General features: G+C 67.7%; 27 protein-coding genes, 1 tRNA gene and 1 pseudogene. 5 read left to right on the top strand and 24 right to left on the bottom strand.

Annotated features, from left to right (window positions below):
- Positions 1–287 precede the first annotated feature (287 nt).
- The 12 genes from FHS37_RS08320 to FHS37_RS08265 form a co-directional block, all read right to left on the bottom strand.
- Positions 288–1,766, bottom strand: a complete 1,479-nt coding sequence (locus FHS37_RS08320; protein ID WP_184818834.1) for an AICE element replication initiation protein — start codon at positions 1,764–1,766, stop codon at positions 288–290.
- 2 nt (positions 1,767–1,768) lie between these two features.
- A complete protein-coding gene (locus FHS37_RS08315) occupies positions 1,769–2,611 on the bottom strand; it encodes a bifunctional DNA primase/polymerase (protein WP_184818573.1) in 843 nt (280 codons plus the stop codon).
- A complete protein-coding gene (locus FHS37_RS08310; protein WP_184818571.1) occupies positions 2,608–3,339 on the bottom strand; it encodes a DNA cytosine methyltransferase in 732 nt (243 codons plus the stop codon). Before FHS37_RS08310 ends, FHS37_RS08315 begins: the two co-directional genes overlap by 4 nt.
- On the bottom strand, positions 3,336–4,199 hold the full coding sequence (locus FHS37_RS08305; protein WP_229889781.1) for a deazapurine DNA modification protein DpdA family protein: 864 nt from the start codon (positions 4,197–4,199) through the stop codon (positions 3,336–3,338). The genes FHS37_RS08310 and FHS37_RS08305 overlap by 4 nt, the downstream gene beginning before the upstream one ends.
- 86 nt (positions 4,200–4,285) lie before the next feature.
- Positions 4,286–4,753: a hypothetical protein gene (locus FHS37_RS08300; protein ID WP_184818569.1), complete on the bottom strand. Its 468-nt coding sequence runs from the start codon at positions 4,751–4,753 to the stop codon at positions 4,286–4,288.
- 206 nt (positions 4,754–4,959) lie between these two features.
- Positions 4,960–7,074 carry an ATP-binding protein gene (locus tag FHS37_RS08295; RefSeq protein ID WP_184818567.1) on the bottom strand — a complete coding sequence of 705 codons (2,115 nt, stop codon included), beginning with the start codon at positions 7,072–7,074 and terminating at the stop codon, positions 4,960–4,962.
- A gap of 105 nt (positions 7,075–7,179) precedes the next feature.
- On the bottom strand, positions 7,180–7,497 hold the full coding sequence (locus tag FHS37_RS08290; RefSeq protein WP_184818565.1) for a hypothetical protein: 318 nt from the start codon (positions 7,495–7,497) through the stop codon (positions 7,180–7,182).
- A complete protein-coding gene (locus FHS37_RS08285; protein ID WP_184818564.1) occupies positions 7,497–7,844 on the bottom strand; it encodes an RRQRL motif-containing zinc-binding protein in 348 nt (115 codons plus the stop codon). The genes FHS37_RS08290 and FHS37_RS08285 overlap by 1 nt, the downstream gene beginning before the upstream one ends.
- Positions 7,844–8,704, bottom strand: a complete 861-nt coding sequence (locus FHS37_RS08280) for a protein spdB (RefSeq protein ID WP_184818562.1) — start codon at positions 8,702–8,704, stop codon at positions 7,844–7,846. Before FHS37_RS08280 ends, FHS37_RS08285 begins: the two co-directional genes overlap by 1 nt.
- The gene (locus FHS37_RS08275; protein WP_184818559.1) at positions 8,701–8,982 is read right to left on the bottom strand and encodes a DUF6303 family protein; all 282 of its coding nucleotides are present in this window, start codon (positions 8,980–8,982) and stop codon (positions 8,701–8,703) included. The genes FHS37_RS08280 and FHS37_RS08275 overlap by 4 nt, the downstream gene beginning before the upstream one ends.
- The gene (locus tag FHS37_RS08270) at positions 8,976–9,425 is read right to left on the bottom strand and encodes a Pycsar system effector family protein (RefSeq protein ID WP_184818557.1); all 450 of its coding nucleotides are present in this window, start codon (positions 9,423–9,425) and stop codon (positions 8,976–8,978) included. Before FHS37_RS08270 ends, FHS37_RS08275 begins: the two co-directional genes overlap by 7 nt.
- Complete coding sequence (locus FHS37_RS08265; protein ID WP_184818555.1) at positions 9,422–9,691, bottom strand: DUF6284 family protein; 270 nt, start codon at positions 9,689–9,691, stop codon at positions 9,422–9,424. Before FHS37_RS08265 ends, FHS37_RS08270 begins: the two co-directional genes overlap by 4 nt.
- A gap of 542 nt (positions 9,692–10,233) precedes the next feature.
- On the opposite strand from FHS37_RS08265, the gene FHS37_RS08260 reads away from it, so the two are divergent.
- Entirely contained in the window at positions 10,234–10,959 is a 726-nt protein-coding gene (locus FHS37_RS08260) for an XRE family transcriptional regulator (RefSeq protein ID WP_229889782.1), read from the top strand.
- 2 nt (positions 10,960–10,961) lie between these two features.
- Positions 10,962–11,435, top strand: coding sequence for an NUDIX domain-containing protein (locus FHS37_RS08255; protein ID WP_184818551.1), 474 nt, complete (start codon positions 10,962–10,964; stop codon positions 11,433–11,435).
- On the opposite strand, the gene FHS37_RS08250 is transcribed toward FHS37_RS08255, so the two are convergent.
- The 7 genes and pseudogenes from FHS37_RS08250 to FHS37_RS39215 form a co-directional block, all read right to left on the bottom strand.
- On the bottom strand, positions 11,423–11,989 hold the full coding sequence (locus FHS37_RS08250) for an HD domain-containing protein (protein WP_184818549.1): 567 nt from the start codon (positions 11,987–11,989) through the stop codon (positions 11,423–11,425). The genes FHS37_RS08255 and FHS37_RS08250 overlap by 13 nt on opposite strands.
- A 1-nt stretch (position 11,990) precedes the next feature.
- Entirely contained in the window at positions 11,991–12,452 is a 462-nt protein-coding gene (locus tag FHS37_RS08245; RefSeq protein WP_184818546.1) for a GntR family transcriptional regulator, read from the bottom strand.
- Between the two features lie 235 nt (positions 12,453–12,687).
- Positions 12,688–13,842 carry a hypothetical protein gene (locus tag FHS37_RS08240; RefSeq protein ID WP_184818544.1) on the bottom strand — a complete coding sequence of 385 codons (1,155 nt, stop codon included), beginning with the start codon at positions 13,840–13,842 and terminating at the stop codon, positions 12,688–12,690.
- Positions 13,839–14,414: a DUF4365 domain-containing protein gene (locus tag FHS37_RS08235; protein WP_221499418.1), complete on the bottom strand. Its 576-nt coding sequence runs from the start codon at positions 14,412–14,414 to the stop codon at positions 13,839–13,841. The genes FHS37_RS08240 and FHS37_RS08235 overlap by 4 nt, the downstream gene beginning before the upstream one ends.
- 420 nt (positions 14,415–14,834) lie before the next feature.
- Positions 14,835–16,580, bottom strand: coding sequence for a phosphorothioated DNA-binding restriction endonuclease family protein (locus FHS37_RS39220; RefSeq protein ID WP_229889783.1), 1,746 nt, complete (start codon positions 16,578–16,580; stop codon positions 14,835–14,837).
- Positions 16,581–16,641: 61 nt separating this feature from the next.
- The gene (locus FHS37_RS08220; RefSeq protein WP_221499417.1) at positions 16,642–18,150 is read right to left on the bottom strand and encodes a pentapeptide repeat-containing protein; all 1,509 of its coding nucleotides are present in this window, start codon (positions 18,148–18,150) and stop codon (positions 16,642–16,644) included.
- A 240-nt stretch (positions 18,151–18,390) separates the two neighbouring features.
- Positions 18,391–18,668: pseudogene (locus tag FHS37_RS39215) on the bottom strand (IS701 family transposase); the annotation flags it as partial.
- 161 nt (positions 18,669–18,829) lie between these two features.
- On the opposite strand from FHS37_RS39215, the gene FHS37_RS08215 reads away from it, so the two are divergent.
- The gene (locus FHS37_RS08215) at positions 18,830–19,171 is read left to right on the top strand and encodes a hypothetical protein (RefSeq protein ID WP_184818539.1); all 342 of its coding nucleotides are present in this window, start codon (positions 18,830–18,832) and stop codon (positions 19,169–19,171) included.
- A gap of 191 nt (positions 19,172–19,362) precedes the next feature.
- Here FHS37_RS08215 and FHS37_RS08210 read toward each other — a convergent pair whose 3' ends face one another.
- The 3 genes from FHS37_RS08210 to FHS37_RS08200 form a co-directional block, all read right to left on the bottom strand.
- Positions 19,363–19,761 carry a hypothetical protein gene (locus FHS37_RS08210; RefSeq protein WP_184818537.1) on the bottom strand — a complete coding sequence of 133 codons (399 nt, stop codon included), beginning with the start codon at positions 19,759–19,761 and terminating at the stop codon, positions 19,363–19,365.
- A gap of 99 nt (positions 19,762–19,860) precedes the next feature.
- Positions 19,861–20,550: a sigma-70 family RNA polymerase sigma factor gene (locus FHS37_RS08205; RefSeq protein WP_184818535.1), complete on the bottom strand. Its 690-nt coding sequence runs from the start codon at positions 20,548–20,550 to the stop codon at positions 19,861–19,863.
- A gap of 235 nt (positions 20,551–20,785) precedes the next feature.
- Positions 20,786–20,941: a hypothetical protein gene (locus FHS37_RS08200; protein ID WP_184818533.1), complete on the bottom strand. Its 156-nt coding sequence runs from the start codon at positions 20,939–20,941 to the stop codon at positions 20,786–20,788.
- A gap of 635 nt (positions 20,942–21,576) precedes the next feature.
- Here FHS37_RS08200 and FHS37_RS39210 point away from each other — a divergent pair.
- On the top strand, positions 21,577–21,789 hold the full coding sequence (locus FHS37_RS39210; protein WP_229889784.1) for a hypothetical protein: 213 nt from the start codon (positions 21,577–21,579) through the stop codon (positions 21,787–21,789).
- Between the two features lie 52 nt (positions 21,790–21,841).
- Here the strand turns inward: FHS37_RS39210 and FHS37_RS08195 are convergent, their stop codons facing one another.
- Both FHS37_RS08195 and FHS37_RS08190 read right to left on the bottom strand, forming a co-directional pair.
- Complete coding sequence (locus FHS37_RS08195) at positions 21,842–22,498, bottom strand: NAD(P)H-binding protein (RefSeq protein ID WP_184818531.1); 657 nt, start codon at positions 22,496–22,498, stop codon at positions 21,842–21,844.
- Between the two features lie 194 nt (positions 22,499–22,692).
- Positions 22,693–23,964: an amidohydrolase family protein gene (locus tag FHS37_RS08190; protein ID WP_184818529.1), complete on the bottom strand. Its 1,272-nt coding sequence runs from the start codon at positions 23,962–23,964 to the stop codon at positions 22,693–22,695.
- A 272-nt stretch (positions 23,965–24,236) separates the two neighbouring features.
- Here FHS37_RS08190 and FHS37_RS08185 point away from each other — a divergent pair.
- Positions 24,237–24,309: transfer RNA gene (locus FHS37_RS08185), tRNA-Thr, on the top strand.
- The last annotated feature ends 32 nt before the right edge of the window (positions 24,310–24,341 follow it).

Raw genomic sequence — 24,341 nt, 5'->3', positions numbered from 1 at the left:
GGGTGACGCAGGTGACGCAGGGTGACGCAGGGATCGGCGGTCTGCGTCACCCGTCTTCCGGCAGGTCACCGGCCGTTTTCGGGGTGCGGGTGACGCAGGTGACGCAGGGTCTCCCTACTTCGGACAAAGAGGGGGTGGTGTCTGTTGTGGTGCGCGGCTCAGAGAGTGAAGAAGGAGCCGCTTCGCGGCGCGACCTTTGCAGGGCGGCGGCGCCGCCGCCCTGCAAGAGGAGCACGCGTGGCCGGGTGCTCCTCTTGCTTGTGCGAGCGGTCGGGGGTGCCGTGCGGTCAGAAGGCCGCTTCCTGCTCCGGCGAGGGCGCCGCGGCGGCCGGCCGCGCGATCTCGATATAGCGGGACGTCTTGGTGCGCCCCCAGTCGATGAGGACGCCCCGGGCCGCGAGGGTGGGCTGAAGGCGCTTGAGGCGGTCCGAGAGCACCTTGCCGGTGGTCGGCCACCCTTTGGGCAGGGGACGGAAGTCCTCGCCCGTGTAGAGGCCCGTGAGGCAGTGCAGCCATTCGGCCGACGTCATCCGCTGCTCCGCCCCTGGCTCGATGTCGGCGGCGTACTTGAGCACCGTCTGCGCCAACAGGTCGCCCTCGATGACGTCGTCGTTGAGGTCGTCCAGGCTGGCCCGGTAGGCGGCGAGCGCCCCCAGACCGGTGGCCGCGTCGAGCTGCGCGCACAGGTGCGCGAAGTCGGCCATGCGCAGGTCGGTCGGGATGTCCGCCTCCGCGGCGCGCACCTGCACGGTGAGGTCCAGGAGCGAGCCGAGGATGACGGGCAGCACCTGGGCGAAGTCGGTCCACAGTTCCGCCTCGGTGCGTCGGACGCGGGGGCGTTCCAGACGGAGCGGCAGGAGCCGTTCGGCGAGGTCGGGCCGGATCACTCCGACGTCGATGCCGGTCAGGAGCAGGGGGCGGCGGTAGCCGACGCGGAAGACGTCGCCGTCGGTGAACAGGGCGCGCTTGACGTTCTCGGCGCCGGTGACGATGCAGCACATCGCGTCGGACAGCTCCGGGGTCATGTGGGAGAGGTTGTCCAGGGCGGTGACCCATCCGGCCGCCACCGCCGTGATCAGGTTCTCCTCATCCTTCGGGGCCCGACGCAGGTCGCCGGTCATGCCCTCGATGATCCGTACGAGCATCCGCCCGCCGGTGGACTTGCCCGCGCCCTGCGGGCCGGTGAGGAACGGGGCCGGGACAGGCACGTCCGGACCCAGGCAGCCGATGAGCCAGGCGATGGCCAGGCACTCGGTCTCGGCGGTGGCGAAGTTGCACAGCCGCATCAGCAGGTCGATGCCCTTGCCGTCGGTGTCCTTGACCGGCAGGGGCAGCTCCCCCGTGAGCTGGGTGCGGCGCCAGCAGACTTCCTGCGGGTCCGGGGTGCGGATGTCCCAGCCGGTGGGGTGGATGCGCACGGACTGCCCGTCGGCCCGTCCCAGGTCCAACCATGTGGCCCCGTCGTATCCGGGGGCGACGCGGATGTGCACGGGCTGCACGTCCTCGGTCAGCGCGAGTGCCTCGATCAGGTCGAGCGCTTCCTTCATGGCGGTGCCGTTGAACACGCCGATGCCGTCCTTGAACAGTCCGACCATGAGTTCCTGCCGGTGGCTTCCGGTCGTGCCCTGGGAGCGGATCGGGCGGGCCACGGGGTGGCCGTTGCGCTGCGCGTACACGGTCCCGTCGGCGGTGCGGAAGTACCGGAAGTGGGATTGCGCGTAGTCGGTGATGATCTCGCGGGCAGGGGTCTTCTCGTCGTCGGACATGGTCACAGTCCCAACGTGGTGCGGGCGTTGGTCCACGCGTCCGCGCAGTGACGGGCCGTCTCGCCCTTGCTCTGCGCGGCGGTGAACAACCGGGCGACGTGGGTGTCGGTGAGGCACCCGCACCGGCCGTGCGTGGACAGCACGGCCAGGAACGTCCGGTACACGGTTGCGTGCACCGCGCTGCGGGCCGCGGTGATGCGCTGCTCCGCCATGGCGATGCCGCGCTCCAGGTAGGCGGGCGCGCGGTGCCGGCACTCTCCGCCTCTGGCCCTCGCGGGAACGGCGACGGCCGCTGGCCGGGCCGGGGAGGGTTCCTTCACGGCCAGGGCACGGACGGCGTCCGGTAGGTCGGCCATGTGGCCGGTGCCAGGACCGAGATAGCGGGCGTAGGACATGGTCGACTTGATGTCGACGCCGGGGCGCACCGCGTTCACGGAGCGCATGGCGCCCCGGTAGATCCAGTGCTGACCGCGCGTCGTCGGCACGGTTCGCGTGGCGGGCAAGGCGGTGCAGGCCCAGGCGATGGCGTCCGCGTCGTCCAGGTCGACCACGGTCAGGCTGGCACCGCCGGGGTGGTAGCCGACGCACACCGCCCGTCGCCACGCCGCCGCCCATGCGGGCGAGACGATGACGGCCGGGTCGGCGGTGGCGGCGGCCCAGGCGTGGCAGACGCCGGGGCAGCGACATGGGCCCGGGGTCTTCATGTTCGGCCGGCCGCCGCACGCGTTGTCCGCGCACGTCGTGCAGTTGCCGAACGGGACCTTGCCCCGGCGCAGGGGCAGCACGGGCACGCCGGACGCGGCGAGGCTCAGCGCGGTGTGCTGGGGGGAGGGTGTCTGGATCATGCCGCCACCCCCAGCGTGGCCGTGGCGAGGAACGCGGCGCCGATCCACTCGGTGTAAGCCGGGGGGATGGCCTCGGTCAGTTCCTCGCGCACGTCGGTCCAGTCGATGCCCATCGCAGCCTGCAGCTCCGGGACGCTGGGCTTGCCACCGCCGTTGCCGTAGGCGGCCACGTACGGACCGTCGTAGAAGCGGCCGTGCCGGTAGCCGCGCACGCGGCCCCGGTGTGGCTTGTGGGCGGGCTGCTCAATGGTCCAGCCGCCGGCCTCGAAGTTGCGGTGCCGGATGACTCCGAGGCCGAACATCTCTCCGCACAGGGTGAGGTCTTTGCGGATCTTCGCGCGGCCGTTGGGCTGCTCGATGACGTAGGGCAGGCCGGTGGCGTCCAGCAGCTCACGGGTGGGGGCCACGAGGTCGACGTGCGCGCGGCCCCAGCCCTGCGAGGCGTTCGTGCCCACGGTCAGCGCGCACCCGTGCTGGCACGGCGGGGAGGCGTGCACGAACGCGTACCGGCGGATCTCACCCGTGGTGATCAGGTGGGCGAGGTAGGCGAGCGCGTCGCCCCGGTGGCGGGGGAAGGGGTAGTTCGGTCGGTCGGCGATGTCGCAGCCGTCCACGGCGAAACCGGCGCGGGCATAGCCCATGGCCGCGCCGCCGGCGCAGCAGAACAGATCCAGCAAGCGGGGCCGTCGGGCACAGGCACGCCGGGGGGTGATGGTGGGCTGGTTCATGCCGCGCTCCGGTCGGTGAGCAGCGTCTGCCGGTGGATGGGGACGGCGGCCAGAACGCGGGTACGCCAGCGCAGGGCGTAGTCGATGCAGTTGGCGCAGTTCTTGTGCGGGTGGCCGGGCAGCGCGGGCCGCTTGCGGGCGTGGTAGCTCCAGGCCGCGGAGTCCGCGGAGGCGAGCAGATGCCCGACCCGTTCCAGACCGAGAATCTTGAACCCGAAGCCATGCAGCCGGTAGCCGCGGGCGGTCATCGCGGTGACGATCGCAGCCCCTTGTTTGGTGGACTGCAGGCGGCACACGGAGCCCAGCCCGACGGTGGGTTCCTGGCGCAGGTCGACGCCGTAGCTCTCGTACAGGTCCGCGCACGCGTGGTACTCCGCCACGGTGCGGCCCTGAAGGGTGGGGATGATCCGCAGGGCGGGGGCGAGGGAGCGCAGGTCGAGGAAGTTGTGCACGGTGCGCCGCTGGTGCTCCGGCACGCTCAATTTGGTCCCGACGAACGTGAGGGGGCCCGCCGTGCCGCCGTGGACGATGAGGTCCTCACACATCCAGTCCTGACCGGCGGCCCAGTCGTAGGGGCCGACGTGCTCCCAGATGCGCCGCAGGTCCTCCACGTACTGGCGCGGGCTGCGCGTCCAGCGGCCGTGACGCTGGAGCTCCGAGAAGCCGCCGGAGTCGACCGCGTACCGGCCGCGCGCCGGGTGCAGCTTGGCCGCGGCGGCGAAGTGCTCGGACTTCAAAAACAGCGGCACGTCGGTGAGCTTGACCCAGTGCCGCTTGTGGGTGGTCAGGTAGAACCGCATCCCGCCCGCGGCGGGAGCTCCCGCCGGTAAGGCTCGCGGAAGGGGGGTGGGTTGGGTCATGCTGGGATACCTCCCCAGGTCAGTTGGATGGCAGGTGGACAAGGGCGGCCCCGGTTCTTGGCGGAAGGGGGCCGCCCTTGGCGTAGCTAGCCGCGGAAGTGATTCCGCTTGAACACGGCCTTATGGATGTTCACCGTGGTGCCGCCGTCGCGGTGACCGGTGCCGGTGAAGAGCTGGACGGCGATCCAGCCGCCGAAGATGACGGCGGCGAGGGTGATGAGCTGGGTGATGAACGCGGTCAGCGCGGCGATGAAGGAGGTGAGCAGCAGCAGTCCGCCGCACACGGCGAGGAACCCGACGCTTCCGAGGGCGACGTTCACCGCCGCGCGGGAAACAGCCGGCTTGGCGACGATGGGCGCGGGCTGCGGGTGGTCGACGGCGTAACCGGTGACGACCCGGCCGTCGGGCAGGACAATGCTCGCGACCGCCGGGACCGTGGTCGGCTGGACGGGGACGACCGGCGCCGGGTGGACGGTGGCGGGCGGTATCGGGGTGGGCTGGTAGGCGGTCACGGCCCGTTCGGCGGGCGCGGGGCGGGCGGGTTCGGGGTACATGCGGAATCCCTTCCGAAGCATGGTCAGGGAGGCAGCGGCACACCCTTCGGGTGCCGCGAGGAGGGGTGTTTCGGGGGTATGACCTGCGTGCCTCCCTGCCTCCCTGAACGATCATTCGCGCAGGTCAGGACCAGGGAGGCGGGGCAGGGAGGCAGTCAGGGAGTTCTCCCTGCCTCCCTGCCCCGCGCGGGGTCGGCTCCCTGCCGTCAGTCGGCGGAAGCGGAGCCGTCACTGTCGCGGTTGGCGAGGGCGCGGGCGACGCGGTCGCGGCCGACGACCATGCGGCCGTCGGACTTGTACGGCTCCGCGCCGGCGTCCTCCAGCACGCGCTTGAGGTCGCCGGGGGTCCAGGTGCCGTAGGCGTCCTCGCTGAGCGCGGACAGCCGCTTGAGGACGTCGGCGGTCAGGACGCGGGGGGCGTCGCCGAGGACGGCGGCGATGTCGGCGAGCGGGTCGCGTTCCTCGCCCCGCTCGATGACGTGCAGGGTGGTGACCCCGTCGCGCAGGGCCTTGGCACGGTCCGCGATCGCGTGCGCGTCGTCGGTGCTGATGTAGTGCGTGCGCACCGTGATGGACGACTGCCCCTTGGGGATCTCGATGCCGTCGGAGGCGACCACCAGGGTTCCCTTGTCCAGACCGGGCCGCAGCAGGTTGGGAGCGGCGCCGCCGTCGACCGCCTTGTCCCCGAGCGCCATGCGGGCCTGCGACTCGGTGCCGAGGGCGAGGGAGGCGCGGGTGTGGGCGCCCTCGCGGACCAGCTTGGGGAGGTTCTGGTCGGTGGGGTCCTGGGTGCCCTGCCAGAGCAGCACGTTCACCGCACGGCCCTGGTTGTGGATCTTGCGGGCTCCCATGAAGTAGCGGGAGGTGGCGCTGGACCCGCCGTAGGGGCGCTTGTCCTCGCCCTTGACCGGGCACATGAACGCGACCTGAGCTTCGTCCACGATGACGACCAGCAGTGGGAAGTCGGCGCCGGGCGGTGCCTGGAGGCGGCGGTTCATCTCCTCCACCGCGTCTTCGAGCATCTCGGTGACCTGGATGACGTGGTCGTCGGTCGGGCCCTGGATGAGCCGGGTGGCGATCCCGTCGAACATGGCCCAGTCGCCGGCGCCCTTGAGGTCGCCCATCCAGAACTCCACCGACCGGTCCAGGGCCAGCCACAGGGCGAGTGCGCGCAGGGCGGCGGTCTTGCCCTGGTTGGACAGACCGGTGATGAGTAGGTGCCGCTGATACAGCGACAGCTCCGCCGCGTCGCCGCGCAGGTCCTGACCCCACGGGGCTCGGCCGGTCTTGTAGTTCGCGGTCATCGTCTCGTCGGTGACCAGTGGAGACGGGCCGATCGGCTCGTCCAGCGCCCCGCTGTCGGCGATCCACAGCCGCACGGTGCGGGCCGCTTGCGGGATGGTGATGAACACTTCGTGTTCGTGCCGGGTCAGGTTCTCGGCGAGCTTGCGGCGCCGGTTCTGCACCTCGTTCGTCGCCACCCCGGAGGGCAGGGTGACGTCGACCTCCACGCCGCATCCGGCGATCCGGATCGGTCCGAGCATCGAGGCGCCGGCGTCGCCCATCTCCTTGATGGCCCGCGCCAGGGCGGGCACTCCGAGGTCGCGCAGAGCCTTGACCACGATGGACGGGGTGATCGGCTCCCCTTCACCCGACCGGACATTCGCCGGGAGTGCCCAGGCGGGGGCGGCATGCTGCTTGCGGCCGACCGACCACAGGGCGAGCAGGGCCAGGAACGGGCCGATCGTGATTACGGGACCCCACACGATCTGCACGATGCGGATGAGTAAGGCGATGAAGTCGATGGTCGCGGACAGCGGCGTGACGACGTGCCCGACGTCCTCCGTGCTGATCGCCATGACGATGCCGAGGGTGACTAGCAGACCGACGCTCATGCCGGCACCGACGGCCACGCCCTTGGCCGCGTCGACCGGGGAGTGCAGCAGGTCCATGCGGCGGTGATGCCGGGCGGCCCGGAAGCGCTGCAGTCGCTCCTCCCACTCCTCGGCCGCTTCCAGGTTCCCCGCGACCTCCGCCGCCCGAATCATCCGCTCATACCGGGACCCGGTGCGGCCGTCCCAGGTGCGACGGGCCGCAATCCGCCCACCGTTGAACGTGTACAGACCGTGCCGCGCCACCGCGCGCACGGTGGCCTTGGTGCCCTCGTGCGTGACGGCCGACTTCACCGCGCGGCCGGAGCGCACCCACAGAGGCACCGGCCGCGCGGGCGGCACGTCTGGGACCACGGTCAGGGTCGTCACGGACGCCGGTTCGGCGGGCGGGTCGGTGTGCTTGTGGAGGTGGACGACGTTCTCAGCCATGCTGGAAGTTCTCCTGACTGCCCCGTTCGGGGCGGGAGTGAGGGAGAGCCGGGGTGGCCGGGTCCGTGGAAAGAGCGGCCACCCCGGCGTGCGGGGGTGGGTTGGTCACCACCAGCCGGAGGACTTCTTGGCGGCCTTGGCGCGGGCGGCCTCCGTGATGAGCCGCTGCCGCTCACCGTGCAGCGCGTTCAACTCAGCGGTCAGCCGCATCTCCGCGGTGCTGCCGATGGACTCGATCTGCTGCTCCGCGCGGCCGGTGCTACGACCCCGCACGGTGCGGTAGGCGCCGCCAGCCACTGCGCGGGCCATGGCACGGCGCTCGCGGCCGTTCAGCGGCCACAACTCACCCCGCCGCACGGCCTCCAGCTTCTTCGTGGTCGCCTGAATCTCGCGGTCCAGACGGCGGATGTCGGCATTGCTCATCAAGTGCTCCCATCGGACCCGTGCGGGTCGGGGTAGGCGCAGGGCACACACGTGCCGAGCGAGGCGGGGATGACGTATCCGGCATCGCGCCGGCAGGCGGGGCAGGTGCGGCGGGCGGCGTTGGCCTTGGCGAGCGCCGCCCGCCGGGCCGGGGTCATCGGTCGGACGGGCACGGCAAGGTCAACGCGGTACAGGTAGGCGACCAGCGGCCCCCGCCGGCGGCGGGGGCGTTCGAGCTGCGCAGCCACGTCCTGACCGCCAGGCCGCAAGCCGCGGGCCCGGAGTTGGCGGCGGGTGGCGTAGCCGTCCGGGGCCAGGCGCCACCGGTACACCGGCAGCGCCCCCATCACGCAACCCGCTTCCACGCCGCCCGAAGACGGACCTCGGAGGCGGAGTGCCCGGCGGCCCGGAACCGGGTGGCCATCTCCCGGTAGGACAGGGCGGGTGTCTCGCTGGTGCGGATCTCGTCCACGAGCACGTCCAGCGCCTCATCGGTGAGCGCCGGACCGGCCTCCCACGGCAGTGCAGCAACCGGTTCGGTCGGCCCCCAGACGGGGAGCTCCCAGCGGGGCGTGACCCCGGGTGTGACGCGGGTCGTCACGCTGGTCAGCGCCCTGCCGGTGTCCTCACCGGCGCGGGCCGTCTCCAGCGTCGACCACGCCCTAGCGAGGGTTTGTGCGGTCTTGGCCTGGACGCGGGCGACGCGGGCGCCGGCCTGCGTGACGGCCGTCAGCCGGGTCTCCTCGGTGGCCGCATCCGCCCGCAGGCGGGCGCGGGCCACGGCCGCCTCGTCGCGCGCCTCCTGCTGAATCCCGCGGATCGCGTCCAGCGCGACCGGGGTGAGCGCGGTGCGCTCCCACAGCCCGTGCACCAGCCACAGCGCCTTGGCCGCGATCGGCAGCCAGGCCACGGCCAGCCACGCCCCGGCGGAGTGCTCGGCGGTCAGCGCGTGTGCGACCAGGACCCCGGTGGCGAGCAGTCCGAAGGACCAGCCGACGGCGGTCACGGCCGTGTTGTGGTCGCCCTGCGCGGCCAGGCGGCGTTCGTAGGCGAGGGTGGCCAACCATCCGCCGTCGATGCCCAGACCGACGACCAGGGCGACCGGCCACGGCACGGCCGTGCCCAGCCACATCACCACCACGGCCAGGGTGAGCACCATGGACACGGCCGTCATCGCGACGGCTGGCAGCACGGTCTTGGCGTTCATGAGGTCACCGCCTCTCGGGGACGCACCGTGACGGCCGCGATCAGCAGGACCGGCGTGGAGTCGTTGTTGGGGTCGCGGCTGTCCTCCGTCCAGGACCACGCCGCGCCCGGCGCCACCTCGTAGCCGAGGGCGGCCAACGCCGCCCGGCGCTCCGCCACCGTGGGCACCGGGCCAGTGCGCTCCCACCGGACGGTGGGCCAGTCCGGCTCGCCGTACAGCACGACGTACAGGCGCCACGTGCTGCCGGTGTTCGACATCTGCGCGGTCAGCGTCACCATGCCGCACCCCCGGCGGTGAGCAGGGCGGCGAGGATGAGCAGGGCCCCGCCGGCGGCGGTGAGGTCGACCGCGCGGCGCAGGCACGTGAACTTGGCGACGGTCAGCCGGGACAGTCCGGCGATATCGGCGGCCAGGTCGCAGGCGACCGCCGCGCTGATCTCCTCCGCCGTGAGCGTGGCCCACAACGGGAAACCGTGCCGGCCCGACAGCTTCGGGCGGACCGACCGCAGCAGCAGACCGGCCGCCGCGACCAGCAACGCCATGCCGGAAGCTCCCGCGACGATGGCGAGCCAGTTCAGCGGCAGGTCACGGGCGACCGTCCAGGCCCCGGCCAAGACCGCGCCGACGAACGCCAGCAACAGCGCCGTCTTGCTGTCCGTGCGCGCGATCTCCGCCTTCACCTCGGCGTGCGCGGCGAGCAGATTCCGATCGGTGGTACTCACGCGGCACCCCCCGACTGGTTGGCGCCGGCGGTGCGGTTCAGCAGGGCGACGCGGGCGGCGAGCGCGCGGCGGCGGGCCCGGCGGATGCGCCGGACGTCCAGCTCGGTCGGTGTGCGGTCCAGCGTGACGATGTGCGCGTCCAGCAACTCGACGTCCGCCAGGATGACGGGCATCTCCCGCTCGATCGCGTCCAGCTCGGCATTCGTCGGCTCCATGAAGTCGGCGAACGCGGTAACAGCGTCCTGAACAGTGACGATGTGGCTCATGGGTCGTGGTCTCCCTAGCAGGTGAAACGGCCCGAACAGCGGCCCCGGGTCTAGCCACCCGGGGCCGCGCGCCGTTGTTGGTGAGGTCGCGCATCAGGCGCGGTATGGCCGCTGAGCAGCGGCCGCAGTGCCCCGGACCGGACTCGAACCGATCGGGTTGCCGTACGGGGCACGCCGGTCTTCTCCGCCTTATTTCCGACCCCTTCGGGCAGGCGGACCACGGGTTACCGGCAGTTCCCTGTGTGGAGTTGTCAAGGCACTGACGCTTCCTTCGTACTCACCCCTGCGGGCTTTCCTTCGGGCGTTGCAGTACCTGTTTTACAGGTACTGCATAGAGGTTCGTCAAGTACGGCGACACAATCTGTTGGTCCCGTGCCAGGACGTCTTGGCGTACTCTCAGAATCCCTGCAGGCCAGGGGAGTTGGTTACCCCACTCATGGACAGCTCTGGGACTTCTGGCTACGGTCAAGAAGTCCCTAGACGTCCCATCGGGGGTGCAGATGTCGAACGAGCGCTTACGAAGCGCTCTCCTTGCCCGTGGCATGACCGTGCAGAGCCTCGCTGAGGCGATCGAGGTGAGCCCCAAGACGGTCGAACGCTGGATCACTCAGGGCAAGGTGCCGTACCTGCGTCACCAGTACGCGACGGCGGCGGCCCTCAAGGTCGACGTGACCACACTGTGGGAGGACGGTCGGACCGTTCACAGTGCGGCCGACCTGACCAAAGCCGAGATCGCGACGGTCTACCCGCATCGCCACACGGTGCCTTCTGGGCTCTGGCGAGAGCTGTACGGACGTGCTGAGCGCAACTTAGACGTCCTCGTGTACTCCGGGCTTTTCTTGTCCGAAGATCCGCTCTTCCACGACCTCGTGAGGGCGAAGGTGGAAGCCGGGGTGCGGGTGCGCATCCTGCTTGGGGACCCGGGATGTGCGGCCGTCCGACAGCGCGGCATTGACGAGGGGCACCACATCATGGACGGCAAGATTCGTAACGCGCTCGTGCTGTATCGGCCCCTCATGCGGAGTCACCCGGACATTGGCTTCCGGCTGCACGACTCGACGCTGTACAACTCGATCTATCGGGCTGATGACGAAATGCTCGTCAACCCTCACGTCTACGGCATCGGCGCCTACATGGCGCCCGTACTGCACCTGCGACGACTCCCCGGCGGAAGCCTCTTCGACACGTACGCGAATAGCATCGATCACACCTGGAAGAACGCACGCCCGATCACTGACCAGGACGTCACGAGCATCACGGGAGCCTGACTATGGGACGTATCGACTACCTGCACGATCCGGACGCCCCGCCGGCAAACTCGGTAGTGCCGTCCGTCGTCGCTTTCGTGCAGAACGACGCGGGGCAGGTGTTGATGATCCAGCGTTCTGACAACGGCAGGTGGGCACTGCCCGGCGGTGGTCACGATGTGGGGGAGTCCATCAGTGACACGGTGGTGCGTGAGGTCTGGGAAGAGACCGGCATCAGGGCGGAAGTGGTCGACGTGTCCGGCCTCTACACAGATCCCGGGCACGTCATGCAGTACGACGATGGTGAAGTCCGTCAGCAGTTCAGCATTTGCTTCCGGGCCCGGCCGGTCGGCGGCGACCTTCGTACGAGCAACGAGACGACTCAGGTCCGCTGGGTTGACCCGGCGGACCTGGTGACGCTGGACGTACACCCCACGATGCGGCTCCGGATTGAGCACGCCATGGACCGGACGCGCACGGCGCCTTACATCGGCTGACGCTTGGCAGCGGCGACCCGTTCGAGGACGCGGCATGTGCACGCGAGGATCTCGGGTTCGGCACGCCGGATGAACCGGCCGATCAGGCTGTCCGGCCCGTAGCGCCCGGTGATTTCGTTGATCCGGTCCACGGGGTTGGTCGGCGTGCCGTCCGGGGTGGTGTTCATGTCGCAGTAGCAGAGCGCATCGTTCAGGTGCTCGCTCTCACGGGGAAACTCGCCGTCAAGCTCAGCCCGCAAGCCGCGCGCGTCAGCCTCAAGCCATGAGCACGAGTGATGAGCGACCAGGTTGACAACCTGTTCGTCAGCATCGGCCACGTCCCGGAGATACCGCGCGCCGTCCAAGGGATGAAAGCCCGTCTTGGCGAGATCCGGCGCATAGCCGATGTCATGCAGAACCGCCGCAGCTTCCAACAGGTCCGCATCCTGATCGAGGATGAGCGCGATGGTGCGCGCCCTCTCGGCGACTCCGAGGCAGTGTTTCCAGCGTCGCGGCAGCGGCTCAGCGAGCAACGACTCAGCTAAGGGATAGGCCCACTCCGTCAACGTCGACAAGCTACGAACGCCCCTCTCGCGCCGGCACGGCGCGGACCGTCCGCACCTTGCCCTGTCCTCCACCCGCCAGCACGCCGGCGGCTTCCAACTTCTCCAGCGCCTTGGTCACGGTCGGACGTGACACCCCGAACCGTTTGGCCAGCACGGAAGCGCTCGGGAACGCTTCCCCTGCTTTGAGTCCCTCAGTCGCGATGATCTCTGCAACCCGCTGATCGAGCGGGCGCCGGTCGACTTGCGCTCCCGCGCGTACGACGCGCCACCGCTCGCCCGGTACCGGCTCGGCCACGCCCTCCTGACGCAGCACGCCAAACGCACGGAGGGCGACCCCCCGCGAAACCTTGTGGTCGCGCATGACCTCAGCCAGAGACGGCAGCTCCGCCATGTCCGGGTCGCCCTCGATCTGCCTCTTCATGGAGTCGGCAATCTTCAGGAAAGTCCCCCGAGGGTTGGCCTGCTGCGACACTCGCTCTCCCTCTCCGCTCGCCTGTTGTCATCCCCAAGACTCCCACGCCTCGCCGCCGGGACGGCAGGCTGAGTCGTCCTGACTGTCTCTTGTACAGGAGAGTAGGGGCGCCTTCTCTACTTGCTGCGGTAGTGTCCGCTATCTGCGCTCGCGGCGTCGTTGCCGGGTGACCACAATTCAACTGATGCGACATGAGTGCAGAAGGCAGATCTTGGGTGAATTACCCGATGGGCTTTCAAGGGGAATCAGGGCGTACCGTGAAATTGTACGGACTCCGAAGAACGGATCTGTTTCCGCGTTTTTCCAAGCTCCCCGTTACCGCAACTGTAACTCCGCTGTCGTGGGCGCGCGTGGCCAGAGAGTAATCATCTTCGGCCAACTCTAGCCAGATGCGACGTAGGCGGTTATTGACTCGGTCTTCGAGGATGCCGGCAATGCTAACTTCTCCTGGCCCGAAAGCCCCTTCTCGATGGAGCCTAACCACGGCGCCGACGACCGTGACGTCATCTTCTGGCGCGGCTGCCCTCATTTCCTTCGCGGCATCGCGCAGAACACTTACCTGATCTCGACTCAAGATGATGGGAGCCGTCGGTGTCACCGGACGCGACAGCGCCCACGTGGCATCGATTTTTGCTTGGCCCCCTTCCTTGGTAGTGAACCCCGCTAGTGCCTCGCAGAGGTTCGCATTAACTCCGCATTCTGCTCGTCGGGTGAATGCTTCGACTCCCTCGCTGCTTTGAATCACTTCATTCGCGGCCCCAAGAGCCTCCTTGGTGGCCTCTCTGAGCTTCAGTGAGACGGATCGCTCGAAAGGCTGGCTAGCCTGTCTTACTAGCGGGTCGTCCACTTCGATCTCAGTCTGACCAGTACGGCCAGGTACGGGAATGTAGGCCGTGAGGATGTAACTTCCCTCAAATGTGGGGCCAAGCCTGACGGATCTCATGAACTCAAGTGCCTTGGTGGGCTTGCGTGCTGGCTGCACCACCCGGGCCTGGGGTGCGGCGGTCAAGACTGCCCCTGAAAGAACCCATTGCCGCAGGCTTTCGAAGGCTTTGACGCCCTCTTCGATTGGAGTAGTTCCGGGGTCCGCGTCTGGGTCAGTGTGGATGTAATGGACGTCAGCGTCTGAAACGGAGATCTCCAGCGAGATCTTTGCTTCACTTCGTCCTTCGGCGACAGACAGTGTCTTCAGCAGCGTTGTAACGTGGGAAAGGTAGCCCCGCATTTCGCGATGACGAGGAACGAACACTTGGTAAGCCTCGTCCTGAGCGACCCACAAAGTGCCGCCAGGTTCCTCGTATGAGATCCAACCATGGGTTGTTAGGTAAAGAGAGATGCGGTGTGGATCACTCGCCTGAGTGAATTGAAAGCCGCCCGGTTCAATCATCACACCGCTTCCCTCCTCTGAAAAATCTCTCCCGTAACTAATTGAGTCAGGGTGTCAACTGTAAGTAGATTCTGGCGCGGTACGTGCACCCTTTTTGTGGATTGCGCTTCCGGATCAATCGGGTCGTGGTCCATGATGTCGACCCAGTAAATGGCGTGCTGAAAGTTGCTGGATGCGTGAGTCGAAAGTACATACTCGGCCTTCGTGGCCGGTGTGTGCACCAGGAACAAGTAACGTCTGGTCGGTAGCTCTACACCTACGCGGCCGATCAAGTCATTGTAGTTTTTGACCGGAATTGAGTAGGAGAATGAGTCGCCCACATAGTTGGGGTTGCAGCAAGATTTCACCTGGGCCTCAATAAGGGGATAGCGCATAGTGCCGACGGCCCCAGGGAAGCCAATTTGGATGTCGACACCGTCCGTATCAAGGGCTCGTTTGCCGGGATTCAACCCTGCGGCGCAGGACATTGCCCACACAAGCCCTTCGGCGAAGTGGCCTTGCCAAACCTCGCTCTGAAATCCCGCCACCCAGCGCCCCCTTGCCGCACTTCGCAGCTCCGCCCCTCGCTCATCCATGGTCACGGAGGATGAGCACTCAGCGCAATGGGGACAGCACGCACTGAACGACGGTTGACGCACTTTGTCCAGGTATGTCGCAGTCAACTGAGGTGCCAGCACAGCATCAGTGTGGCTTCTGGCGTACCTGATCGCCCACTACCGATCGACGTGTCATGCCGTTCTCGGCGCCCTAGGTGCTTTGGCAGGGTGACCAGTAGGCCCCAAAGCGGTTGATCGGCGTGTAGTGGCCTTTGGGAGGGTCGTCCGCCAAGGAGACGCAGTAATGCGGGGCGGCCTGCGGTCGTGATTCCCCCCAGGTGTCCCCCAGAGAAGACCTGGTTTCTCATCTCCACAGGTCAGACAGGTCAGGGTGAGCCCGCTGTAAAGCTGCTGCGTCATCGTCTGCTGGCCGTCAAAGAGGCGAGTAGACCCGTACGGTTACTCGTGGTCCCTGCCGCACAGAGCGCGGTGGTACCGGAGGTGTGCTTCGTTGATCTGGTGAGCATGGTGCCGGCGAAGTTGGCCTATGGGGGTGTCGTCGGCGGTCATGCGCACGGTGTCGTCGGTGTCGATGTAGATAGCGAGTGTGTCGAACTGCACGTGGTGGTTGGGGCAGAGGACGAGCAGGTTGGACAGCTTGTCCGGGCCGTTGTGGGGGCGTCCGAGGCCGCGGATGTGGGCTGCTTCGCTGTAGGTGCTGAATCGGGTCGACAGTTGCAGACCGCACACCTGGCAGCGGTCGCCGTGCAATCTCTTCACCGCGGTCGTCAGCTCGGGGTCACGGACGATGCGGGAGAGGGTAACCATGCGCCTTGAGGCTGGGCCTGGTTCCGTCTCTAGCTCCCCTGCGCCGTCGGGAACGCCGCTTGCGCTCTCGTAGCCAGCCAGTCCCAACCGGTTCATCAGTTCGTGGTGGTCGACGTCGGCAAGATGGGTCTCCCGCAGCGCGGCGACTGCCTGAGAGCGCACAAAGGGATCACCGAGCAGGTGCGCGGCCTGCTCCGACAGCCCGGCTCTGGGGTTGAACCTGTCGAACGTTGAGACATGGGGTTTTGCGGACTGCCCAAGAGGTAGGCCTTGCACGTCCCACAGTTGGCTCGTCTGCAGGTGCCAGAACGGGTACTCGGGAGTCACGGAGGAGCCCGGATGGCCGAACTCGGCCAGGAGCTCCCCCACCTCGTCACGGAACTGGCGCCAGGGCGCGAGGCGCGACTTTCCTGCGGCGATCCTGGAGAGACCCCACAGCAAGGCCAGTGGCTTGTGCCTACTCGGCTGATCGTTCCTCTGGTGGATCCTGAGACGCCTGACCCTGTCCACCAGTAGGTCTGCGGTCAGCTTCTCCTCTGGTCCGGCCGTGTCAGGAGAAGCTAGGGCGGTGCTGTCTGGCCGGCGGGGCGCTGGAAACAACGAGAGCGGCTCACCCTTACCCTCGTTCAAGGGTGGAGGCAGAGGCTTGTCCTCCCCAGACGGGAAGGGAGTTCGCCGGCGTAGGTCCGGCAACATCCTGTGCCCGTGTTGCACCCACTCAAGCCAGGAATGCGGAGCGTGATTGAGTACGTCGACGGCTGTGCGCCAGGTATCGCCTCGGCGCTCGATCCAGGCCCAGTCGACTCGGTCGTCTTCTTTGCTGAGATCCAGCAGCGTCATGTCGTAGCGGTAGTTGGGGAATGGCTTGCCGTCGGTCTCCTGCTCGATCAGCTCGGCGCGTTCGATGACCGCCAGGCCGCAGAACTGGACATATCCCTTGGGGGTCTTGTTGCGCGACACAGCTGCGAACACAAGGAGCGGCACGGCCCGGGCACGGTGCTCGGGATTGGAGGCTTGTTGTTCCGCAAAGGCTTCCAGCAGCACCGCATTGCCCTGAGTGCTGCCCACCGGCACCGTGTGGTCGGCCCTGTGGTCTCCGAAGTAGCGCACGCGACCGTTGTCCAGGTCGAACACGTCGTGCCAGGGAGTCTCAGCGGTCCCGGCCTTCCACGGGCTGGAACGGATCAGGATCGCCGGCCGACGCTGCCCGCCCTTGGACCTGGCGATCGGGTTGATGCCCTTGCTCAACTGGATCTGGGGCAACGTGTCGGAAGCCGTGACGTAATGGATGTTTCGGTACCCATCGATGACTGGCACCGAAGGGTCCCTGTTCTGCGCGGAGCGCAGCACCTCACCGACACGCAGATAGTTTCCCACCGAGAGCCTCCCCTGATGCCACCGCTCTATTGTGCGCACAGTCTAATAGAATCGCCTGACGTTAAGATCCCGGGGGCCTAGGAACGCGCCCCCAAGTGATATCTGTACCGCCGAAGGTTGCGTGGTTAAATTGGGGAATGCTCGAGCTGTCTAGGATCCTCGCTTGCTCGAAATTTACTCTGCCGCTGCGGAAATCTGTGCGGGTGAAGATTACTGCGCCGCCGTTAAGCCTCGCTCCGGAGAAGTCGACAACGCTGCCGTAGAATTTAGCTCCAGTGAAGTCGGATCTGCCGCCACTGAACCCTGCTCCAGTGAATTCTACCGTGCCGCTTTGAAATCTAGCATTGATGAATTTTGTTATGCCATCACTAAACTCCACGTTAGTGAAGCTGACCGCACTGCCGCAGAATTCTGTGCGAATGAAGTCTACTGACCCGCCGCTGAATCCTGATCCGGTGAAGTCGATTGTTCCGTCACGGAATGCGGCGCCGGTGAAGCTAACTGTGCCATCTTTGAACTGTGCATCAGTAAGGGCGACAGTGCCGCCGCTGAACACCGAGTTTCCAAGTGAGACTGATCCGCCGTTGAACTCTGCCCGTGTAAAATCTGCTGTGCCATCACTAAACTCTGCATCAGTGAGGCTGACCGTTGCCCCATTGAATGTCGAGTCAGTGAAAATGATTCTTCCGCCATTAAAATCTGCTTGGGTGAAGTCGACCGTGCCGCTGCCGAATGTTGCATCGGCGAAGGTGACGTTTCCCTGGCTGAACTCTGCCTGATTCAGGTTCACTGTGCTGCCGTTGAATACCGCACGAGTGAATCGAACGGCGCTTCCGCGGAACCTTGCTCCGTGAAAGTTGACCTTGCCCCCGCTGAATTCTGCTTCGTCGAAATGGACTGTGCCACCCTGAAAATCTGCTCCGACAAAACTTGCGTTTCCTTCGCTAAATCGACTGCGGCCGAAGTTAATTGTGCCGCTGGTGAAACTTGAACGGAGGAAGGTGGTCTTGCCTCGAAAGTGGCTTCCCGAGAAGTCGCCTCCGTCGAAGGTGGCTTCGGTGAAGTCGAAGTGATAGCTGCACCAGGAGTTAGGCGCCCATGGGTCTCGTAGGTGGTCGCGTATGACGCGAATCATGGCGTGGCGCACTTCCCGCTCACCTTCCCTGTGCCCTGGTTGTGTCGGATCAGGTTGGTAAGGCATACGAAGGTAGGCGCACAGTACATCGATGCAGACTTGTCGTTGCTCCACCCAGTCGTCTGCGAGGTGGGCGAGGGCGTAGACGCCAGCAAGCCGCACGGCAGCCTGGTCATGGCCCAACTGTTCGGCCGCGGTGGTGTAGCGATCGGCTAGCTGGCTGGCATCCGCCCGATGGGCGTCGCCCTCGGCGAGGAGTTGCTTGCGATAGGCATAGATGCCCGTAAGGACGGCACCGATCAGGGTCAGAACGGTGACCGTCGTTTTGATGACGTCCTGTACGTCGACCGGTTTGCGAGGCTGCTGACGGTTGGCTGAGTAGGTGAGGAAGTCATAAGCGAGGTGGTAGATCAGGAAGCTGAGCGTGCCGACCACCAGCAGGGCCAGTGGAGCTACCAGCCAGACGGACCATAGGCGAGGCGTGTACCGGCCTTGAGGAGTCGGGGGGCGACGGAGTGGCAACACCATTCGGCGATCATTACGGTGATCGGCAGCCAAAGTCAGCCGAATAGCGACATAGGGTGGGAACGCCCTGGTCAGTGAGCAGTCTCCGCCGTACGGCGGTACCGGGTCCATCGCGCAAGAAGCTAATACTCCAGCCGTAGATCGTGATCTTCATGTCCGGTCCGTGGCTTTTCGGCGGTAATGACTGGCCTGCGCTCGGGCCTGATGGCGGCATCGCCAAGCCGACCAGTCGAGCCGAAGGGCCGCATCACGCATGGGCCGGACGAGGACTGTCGTGAACAGGCGCTGGATCTCGTTGCAGGTGAGTGGGATCAGCCCGGCCGGGGCGGGACGGCGGGTGTGCTCGTCGGCAGGGACGACCGGGAGGAAGGGGTGGGCGAGGTGACCCAGCGTGACTACGAGGTGAAGCGGCGGACCTGGTGCTCGTCTGGAAGATCCTCAACGTCCGCTACCGCGGATCGCTGACGGTCTTCCCCGAGAATCTTGGAGAATGCCACCCAGTTCGAGCTCTGCCTGACCTGGAGGCCGGCTTGATCAACATCGTTCTGGATAGCCCTCCGGGCCACCGGACGGGAACAGGGAGGGACACGTGGATCGACACGAGAAGAAGCGGCTCCGCGACTACATCGGCGAGCATCTGGACGTCTCCAGCACGCGCCTGACGGACGACGAGGCGAGGTTCCTGAGCGACTTCCTCGACGAGTACGACGAGACCTACAAGGGTCGCACGGAGACCCGCACCACGAGCCGTGTCGGCTGGAGCTCCGACGGGAAATACACACGTCGCGAGACGTTCACCGACACGTTCACCGACGACGTCGGCATCCGCCAGGACTACGGGTACCAGGACGACGACGGGCAGAGCGGGACGTCCACGCACGTGATCACGGACGCCCGAGGGATCCTGAACTGGTTTAGAGACCGCACCTAAGTGGTGGTGGGGCCGAAGTTGGGTTGGTGCCCCCGAGAGAGGGAAAGTCCCAGCTCAAGCTGGTTGCGTCACGCAGACTGTAAACCTGCCCCCCAGCGGTTCCTCGCGTTGGCGGCTTTTGCGTGGCGTCGGTCCATCGCGTACATGATGGACCGACGCCACTAGTAGAGGTCACTCAGGAGTAGAGACGTTTACCTCGCGTGTCGGTGTGGCAATCCGAAGATTCCCGCAGCGCTTGTAGGCGTGTCTCGCCAGAGCCGAGCAACGAGAAGAGGGATGCAGGCGCCGATGACGGCTACCGCTGTCATCCCTACCGCTGCTGCGGTGCCGACGAACGCGAGTACAAGCACAACGGCTGCGACTGCGACGACGAGGGCCGTCACCGAGATCCTAAGCACGACCCGAACCCGTTCGGTGTCGACGGACTGCTCGTAGTCGGACTCCCCGGTGTCCTCTACGAGTGCCGCACGTGCTGCGATGCCGGCCATGTGGTGTTCCCACTCTTGAGGAGTGGGCCGCGACTGCCCCTCCTGAGTGCCTGCGTCCTCGCGGAGAAGCTCTACGAGGACGTCGTGAGCGTTGTTGTTCACTCGTTTCCGCCCTTTCCTTGGTCATTTCGTGTTGGAAGCCCCGTTCTAGAGCCTCCTCCCGGGATCACGGGGGCCCAGACCGTGATCCCTAGAGGGGCTCTAGCGCAGGAAGTAGGCGTTGAGCACGTCCGCAGGAAGCGACATCAAGTGCTTCTCCGCCTTCGTCAGCCGCTTGGCGACAGTGCCCCGGTTGAGACCGAGCCGCTTGGCGATCTCCGTCCGTGTCATCTGCTCCCGGTGCCTGAGGAGGTAGATTGTGCGCTCCGACACGTCTGGCAGGTGCTCTTCCAGAAATGTCTTGATCGCCTCCCGTTGCATCGCCAGGTCCAGTTCCGAGGCCTCGGACACCGACGACTCGGGGAACTCCTCGACGGGCTCGGGCTGCCGGCCTTCACGGCGGTGGAAGTCGAGCCGCGCCTTGCTGAAGCAGGTCCTGAGCAGCGCCTTGGGGCTGTTCCTGAAGGTAAAGCCGGGCTTGGACCGCGCGCGGTAGTAGCGGACCTGGGTGTCACCCTTGAGTTCCGACAGGTCCGGATCGCGGTAGCCCGCCTTGAAGATCACACGTCCGAGCCAGCCATCGTGCTCGTACAGTTCCTGACTGATCTCCTGATGGAGGCACTCGGCGGGGGCCGTCTCGTCGGCTGCGGTCGTGCCGGAGTCCGGCGCTTCGACGTCGACGGGCGGGGACGCATCGGCGGCAGCGTACGACGCCTGGTTAGGAAGCGCCGCGCCTGACGTCTCCGGTTCACCCTGAACGCGGAAGGTCTGCGGTACCGCCGCGCCGCTCACCCCGTGCTTCTGTGCTGGGGCGCTCGGCGGCGACTGGTCGCCGACTCCACGCTGTGCGGGTCCTGCTGTCATTTCTGTTTGCGCCTCTCTGTGGCTAGTCCGGGGCCCTTCTGCAATCGGAGTCGCAGCGCGAAGGGGAAAGTGCGGACGGTGCGTCAGAGGCACTCGATCGGGTGAATGTCCGAACAAGCGGTGGCCCCGGTCCGTATTGGGCCGGGGCCACCGCTCGTAGGCGTTACTTGTCGCGCAGAACCACCCACACCAGCGTCGCCACCGCGACGCCGACGCCGAGCGCGATCCCCAACGGCGGGTTGATGAAGGCGATGTAACTCACCATCGTGAACACCAACACGACCACCAGGACGACCAGCGTCTTGTTCTCGTCGCTCATTTACTGCTCCACGTCTTAGACCGGCATCAAGGAGGCGCCCGCAGCACCCTGCCGTCATGCGAGGTGCGCGCTCCGCTCCTGCAACATGAGTCGCACCCGGCACGCATCGGTGCGGAACCCAGGACCGTCCGAGCCCGGCTGTGCTCGCAGTCTGTTGAGGAAGTGCGGTCCGAACGGCGATGTAAGCCGCCAGAGGCCAAGAGCACCGGATGAGCCACGCCACCGAAACGGCGGGGGGCAATCCTGTGCGAGCTGATCCTGACCAAGCACGCCGCCGCCGGTGTCCGCCGCCTACTTGAGACCGGCCCGAAGTTCGAACATGCGCGCATGGATGCGACGGACCTGAGGCCAGCACTCGATGACGGTTGATACAGACAGCTCAGCCCACGGTCGGCGAGAGTGATATGGGGTGGGCGTGGGGTGCCGATAGCTTTCTCGAAGAAGTGAAGAGGTCAAGCGGCTCTCGCCGCGCGGACTGTAAATCTGCCGGCTCAGCCTTCCCAGGTTCGAATCCTGGCGCCGCCACACTGGGGAAGACCCCCTCCGTCCTGAGGAAACGCAGGACGGAGGGGGTCTCTTCGTGTGCGCGTCCTCTTCGCGTTCGCGGACGGAGACCCCCGGGGCACACTGGCTCCATGCCGTCCCGTCGCAGAGCCTGCCCCGAGTGCCGCCGCGAGATCGCCGTAGTCGCCGGGCGGTACGCGCGCCATGATCCGCCCGGCGCGCGAGGGAGCGGGGAGCTGACCTCGTGTCCGGGGTCGCGCAGGAGGGCCCGACCGGGTGCGGAACAGCCCTCGCTGGACGGTTACGCGGTACCGGAGTTCCCGGGGCAGATGCCCCTCTTCTAGCGCCGTTCCGGTCGGTCCCCAAGCTGTCGGACTACCGGCCCGTCGGAGCCCCTCAGTTGCCTGCCACCGACTTCACCGCCACCGACACCGGCGCGGGACCGCTGATCAGTTCCAGGGTCAGACCGGCCGTCGCGGGAGTGTCCACCAGCTCCGCCAGGACGGCGGCCACGTCGTCGCGCGGGACCGGGCCGCGGCCCGTGCGGGCCTCCAGGCGGACCAGGCCGGTGCCGGCGTCGTCGGTGAGTTGGCCGGGGCGCAGGATCGTCCAGTCCAGCGCGTCCAGGCCGCGTACGTACGCGTCCGCCTCGCCCTTGGCGCGCAGGTACACGTCGAAGACCTCGTCCCCCTCGTGCGCCGGGTCCGCGCCCATGGACGACACGATCACGAAGCGCCGTACGCCCGCGCGGACCGCCGCGTCGGCGAAGAGGATCGCGGCCGCCTTGTCCACCGTCTCCTTGCGCTCCGCCCCGCTGCCAGGACCCGCTCCCGCGGCGAACACCGCCGCGTCCGCGCCCGCCAGCCGCTCCGCGACGTCCTCCACCGAGGCCGACTCCAGATCGAGCACGATCGGTTCGGCGCCCAACTGCCGCAGCTCGTCGGCCTGTTCGGGTTTGCGGATGATCCCCGCCGCCTCGTCCCCGCGCGCCGCGAGCAGCCGTTCGAGGCGCAGCGCGATCTGACCATGACCACCAGCGATGACAATGCGCATGCCTCGACCGTACGCCGGGAGGGCCGCATCCGCCGCACGACTCCACGGCCCCGGCGGTCCGCCCCGGACGCCCTTCCCGCCCCGCACCCCTCCCGTGCACTTCCCGCGCATTCCCCGGGTGCCCCCGCTCTGACACCCCGCCCCCACCCCCGCTCTGCCCCCCGGCCCCGACCCCCGCCCCGGCCCCGACCGCCTCAGGACACCTCGCCCCGCCCCTGCCGGGGCAGCCCCGGTTCCGCCGACGCCGAACCGCAGTACTCCCGCACCGCACTCGTCCGCGCCACCACACGCCCCCGATGCACCACGAGGCGGCTGTACGCCAGCGACAGCGCCCCGGAGAGCCGATCGCCCCGCACGGCAAGCAGTTCGGCCGGGAAACCCGCCTCCACGCGCACCTCGGGCAGTCCCAGGACGGCCCGCGCGGACGCGCTCACCGCGTCGTAGGCCTCCTCGGCGGGCAGTCCGTGGCGTGAGGCCAGCAGGTACGCCGCCTCCAGCGGGTCGCCGCGGCCCACGGGGTTCGACACGTCCCGCAGGGCACCGCTCCCGGCGGCCACCCGCACGCCCGCCGAGCGCAGCAGCCGTACCGGGGGCGTGCCCCGGCGGTCGACGCCTCCGCAGCCGCCCTGCGGGAGGCACACCACCGTCACCCCGTTCGCCGCGAGCCGGTCCGCGGTCCGCGCGGCGGCCTCGGCGGGAAGCCCGGCGAGGCCGCCGCACGGACCCAGGGTCACCCCCGGCCGCAGCCCGCCGGCCATCGCCGCGAACCGGGCCAGGCGGGCCGGATCGGCGGCGTCCGTGTGCAGGTCGACGGGGCAGCCGTGTTCGGAGGCGACCTCCAGGACCGCCTCCACGTACCCCGTGGGGTCGGGGTCGAGATCCGGACAGCCGCCCACCACGGACGCGCCCATCTTCACCGCGTCCCGCAGCACCGCGAGGCCGTCCGCCCCGGCCACCCCGGTCAGCACCCGGGGCATGGCCACCGTCGTCAGCTCGGCCAGCCCGCGCAGCGAACGCCGCGCCTGCAGCACGGCGGTCAGCGCGCCGAGCCCGGCCACGTCGCCCACCCGCACGTGGGCCCGCAGCGCCGTCGCCCCGTGCCCGAGCTGGAGCAGCGCGGCCTCCGCCGTCCGGCGCCGGACGTCCCGGGGGTCGTACGAGACGGGGCCGCCGACGTCGGCGGACAGGGCCGTGTCGGCGTGGGCGTGCGGCTCCGCCGGGGCCGGCAGGAGCAGGTAACCGGTGAGGTCGATCCGGGTGCCGCACGCGCGCGTGCCGTCCGTCGCCAGGCTGCCGGCCGTACCGACCGCCTCGATGCGCCCGCCGCCCAGCCGTACGTCCACGGTCCGCCCGTCGGTGAGCCGTGCGCCGCACAGCAGGAGCGGGGCCGGGCCGGCCGGGCCCGAGGCCGGGAACGGCGACGAGGACGGGGGGCGGGGCGGTGGCTGAGGTCGGCTGTCGGGCATCGCGCTCCCGGGGCTCGGGCTGCGCGCAGGGGGGAAGCGCAGCACACTGAGACAAGATCACGCAGAGTGATTCGAGCCTAGGGCGGCGGCCCGCCCCTCGCGGGGAGGAGCGCAATAGTCGTACCGGCGTGGCCCGCCGTGTGCGCGGTGCGCGCCGGGCGTGCACCGCGTGACCGGTGGGAGGGGTGGTCGAGGGCGGGGGGCCGTGCGCGACGGGGGTCCGAAACGGATTTGGGCGAACGGCCGCGGACCGTGTAATGTCTTCATCGCTCGCCCCAATAGCTCAGTCGGCAGAGCGTCTCCATGGTAAGGAGAAGGTCAACGGTTCGATTCCGTTTTGGGGCTCTGGTGCGTGAGGTTCCCGTCGCGAGGCGGGG

The sequence above is a fragment of the Streptomyces griseomycini genome (assembly GCF_014203535.1).
GTDB classification, from domain to species: domain Bacteria; phylum Actinomycetota; class Actinomycetes; order Streptomycetales; family Streptomycetaceae; genus Streptomyces; species Streptomyces griseomycini.
The sequence above is the reverse complement of the archived record's forward strand: the minus strand, read 5'-3'. Positions and strand labels throughout refer to the sequence as shown.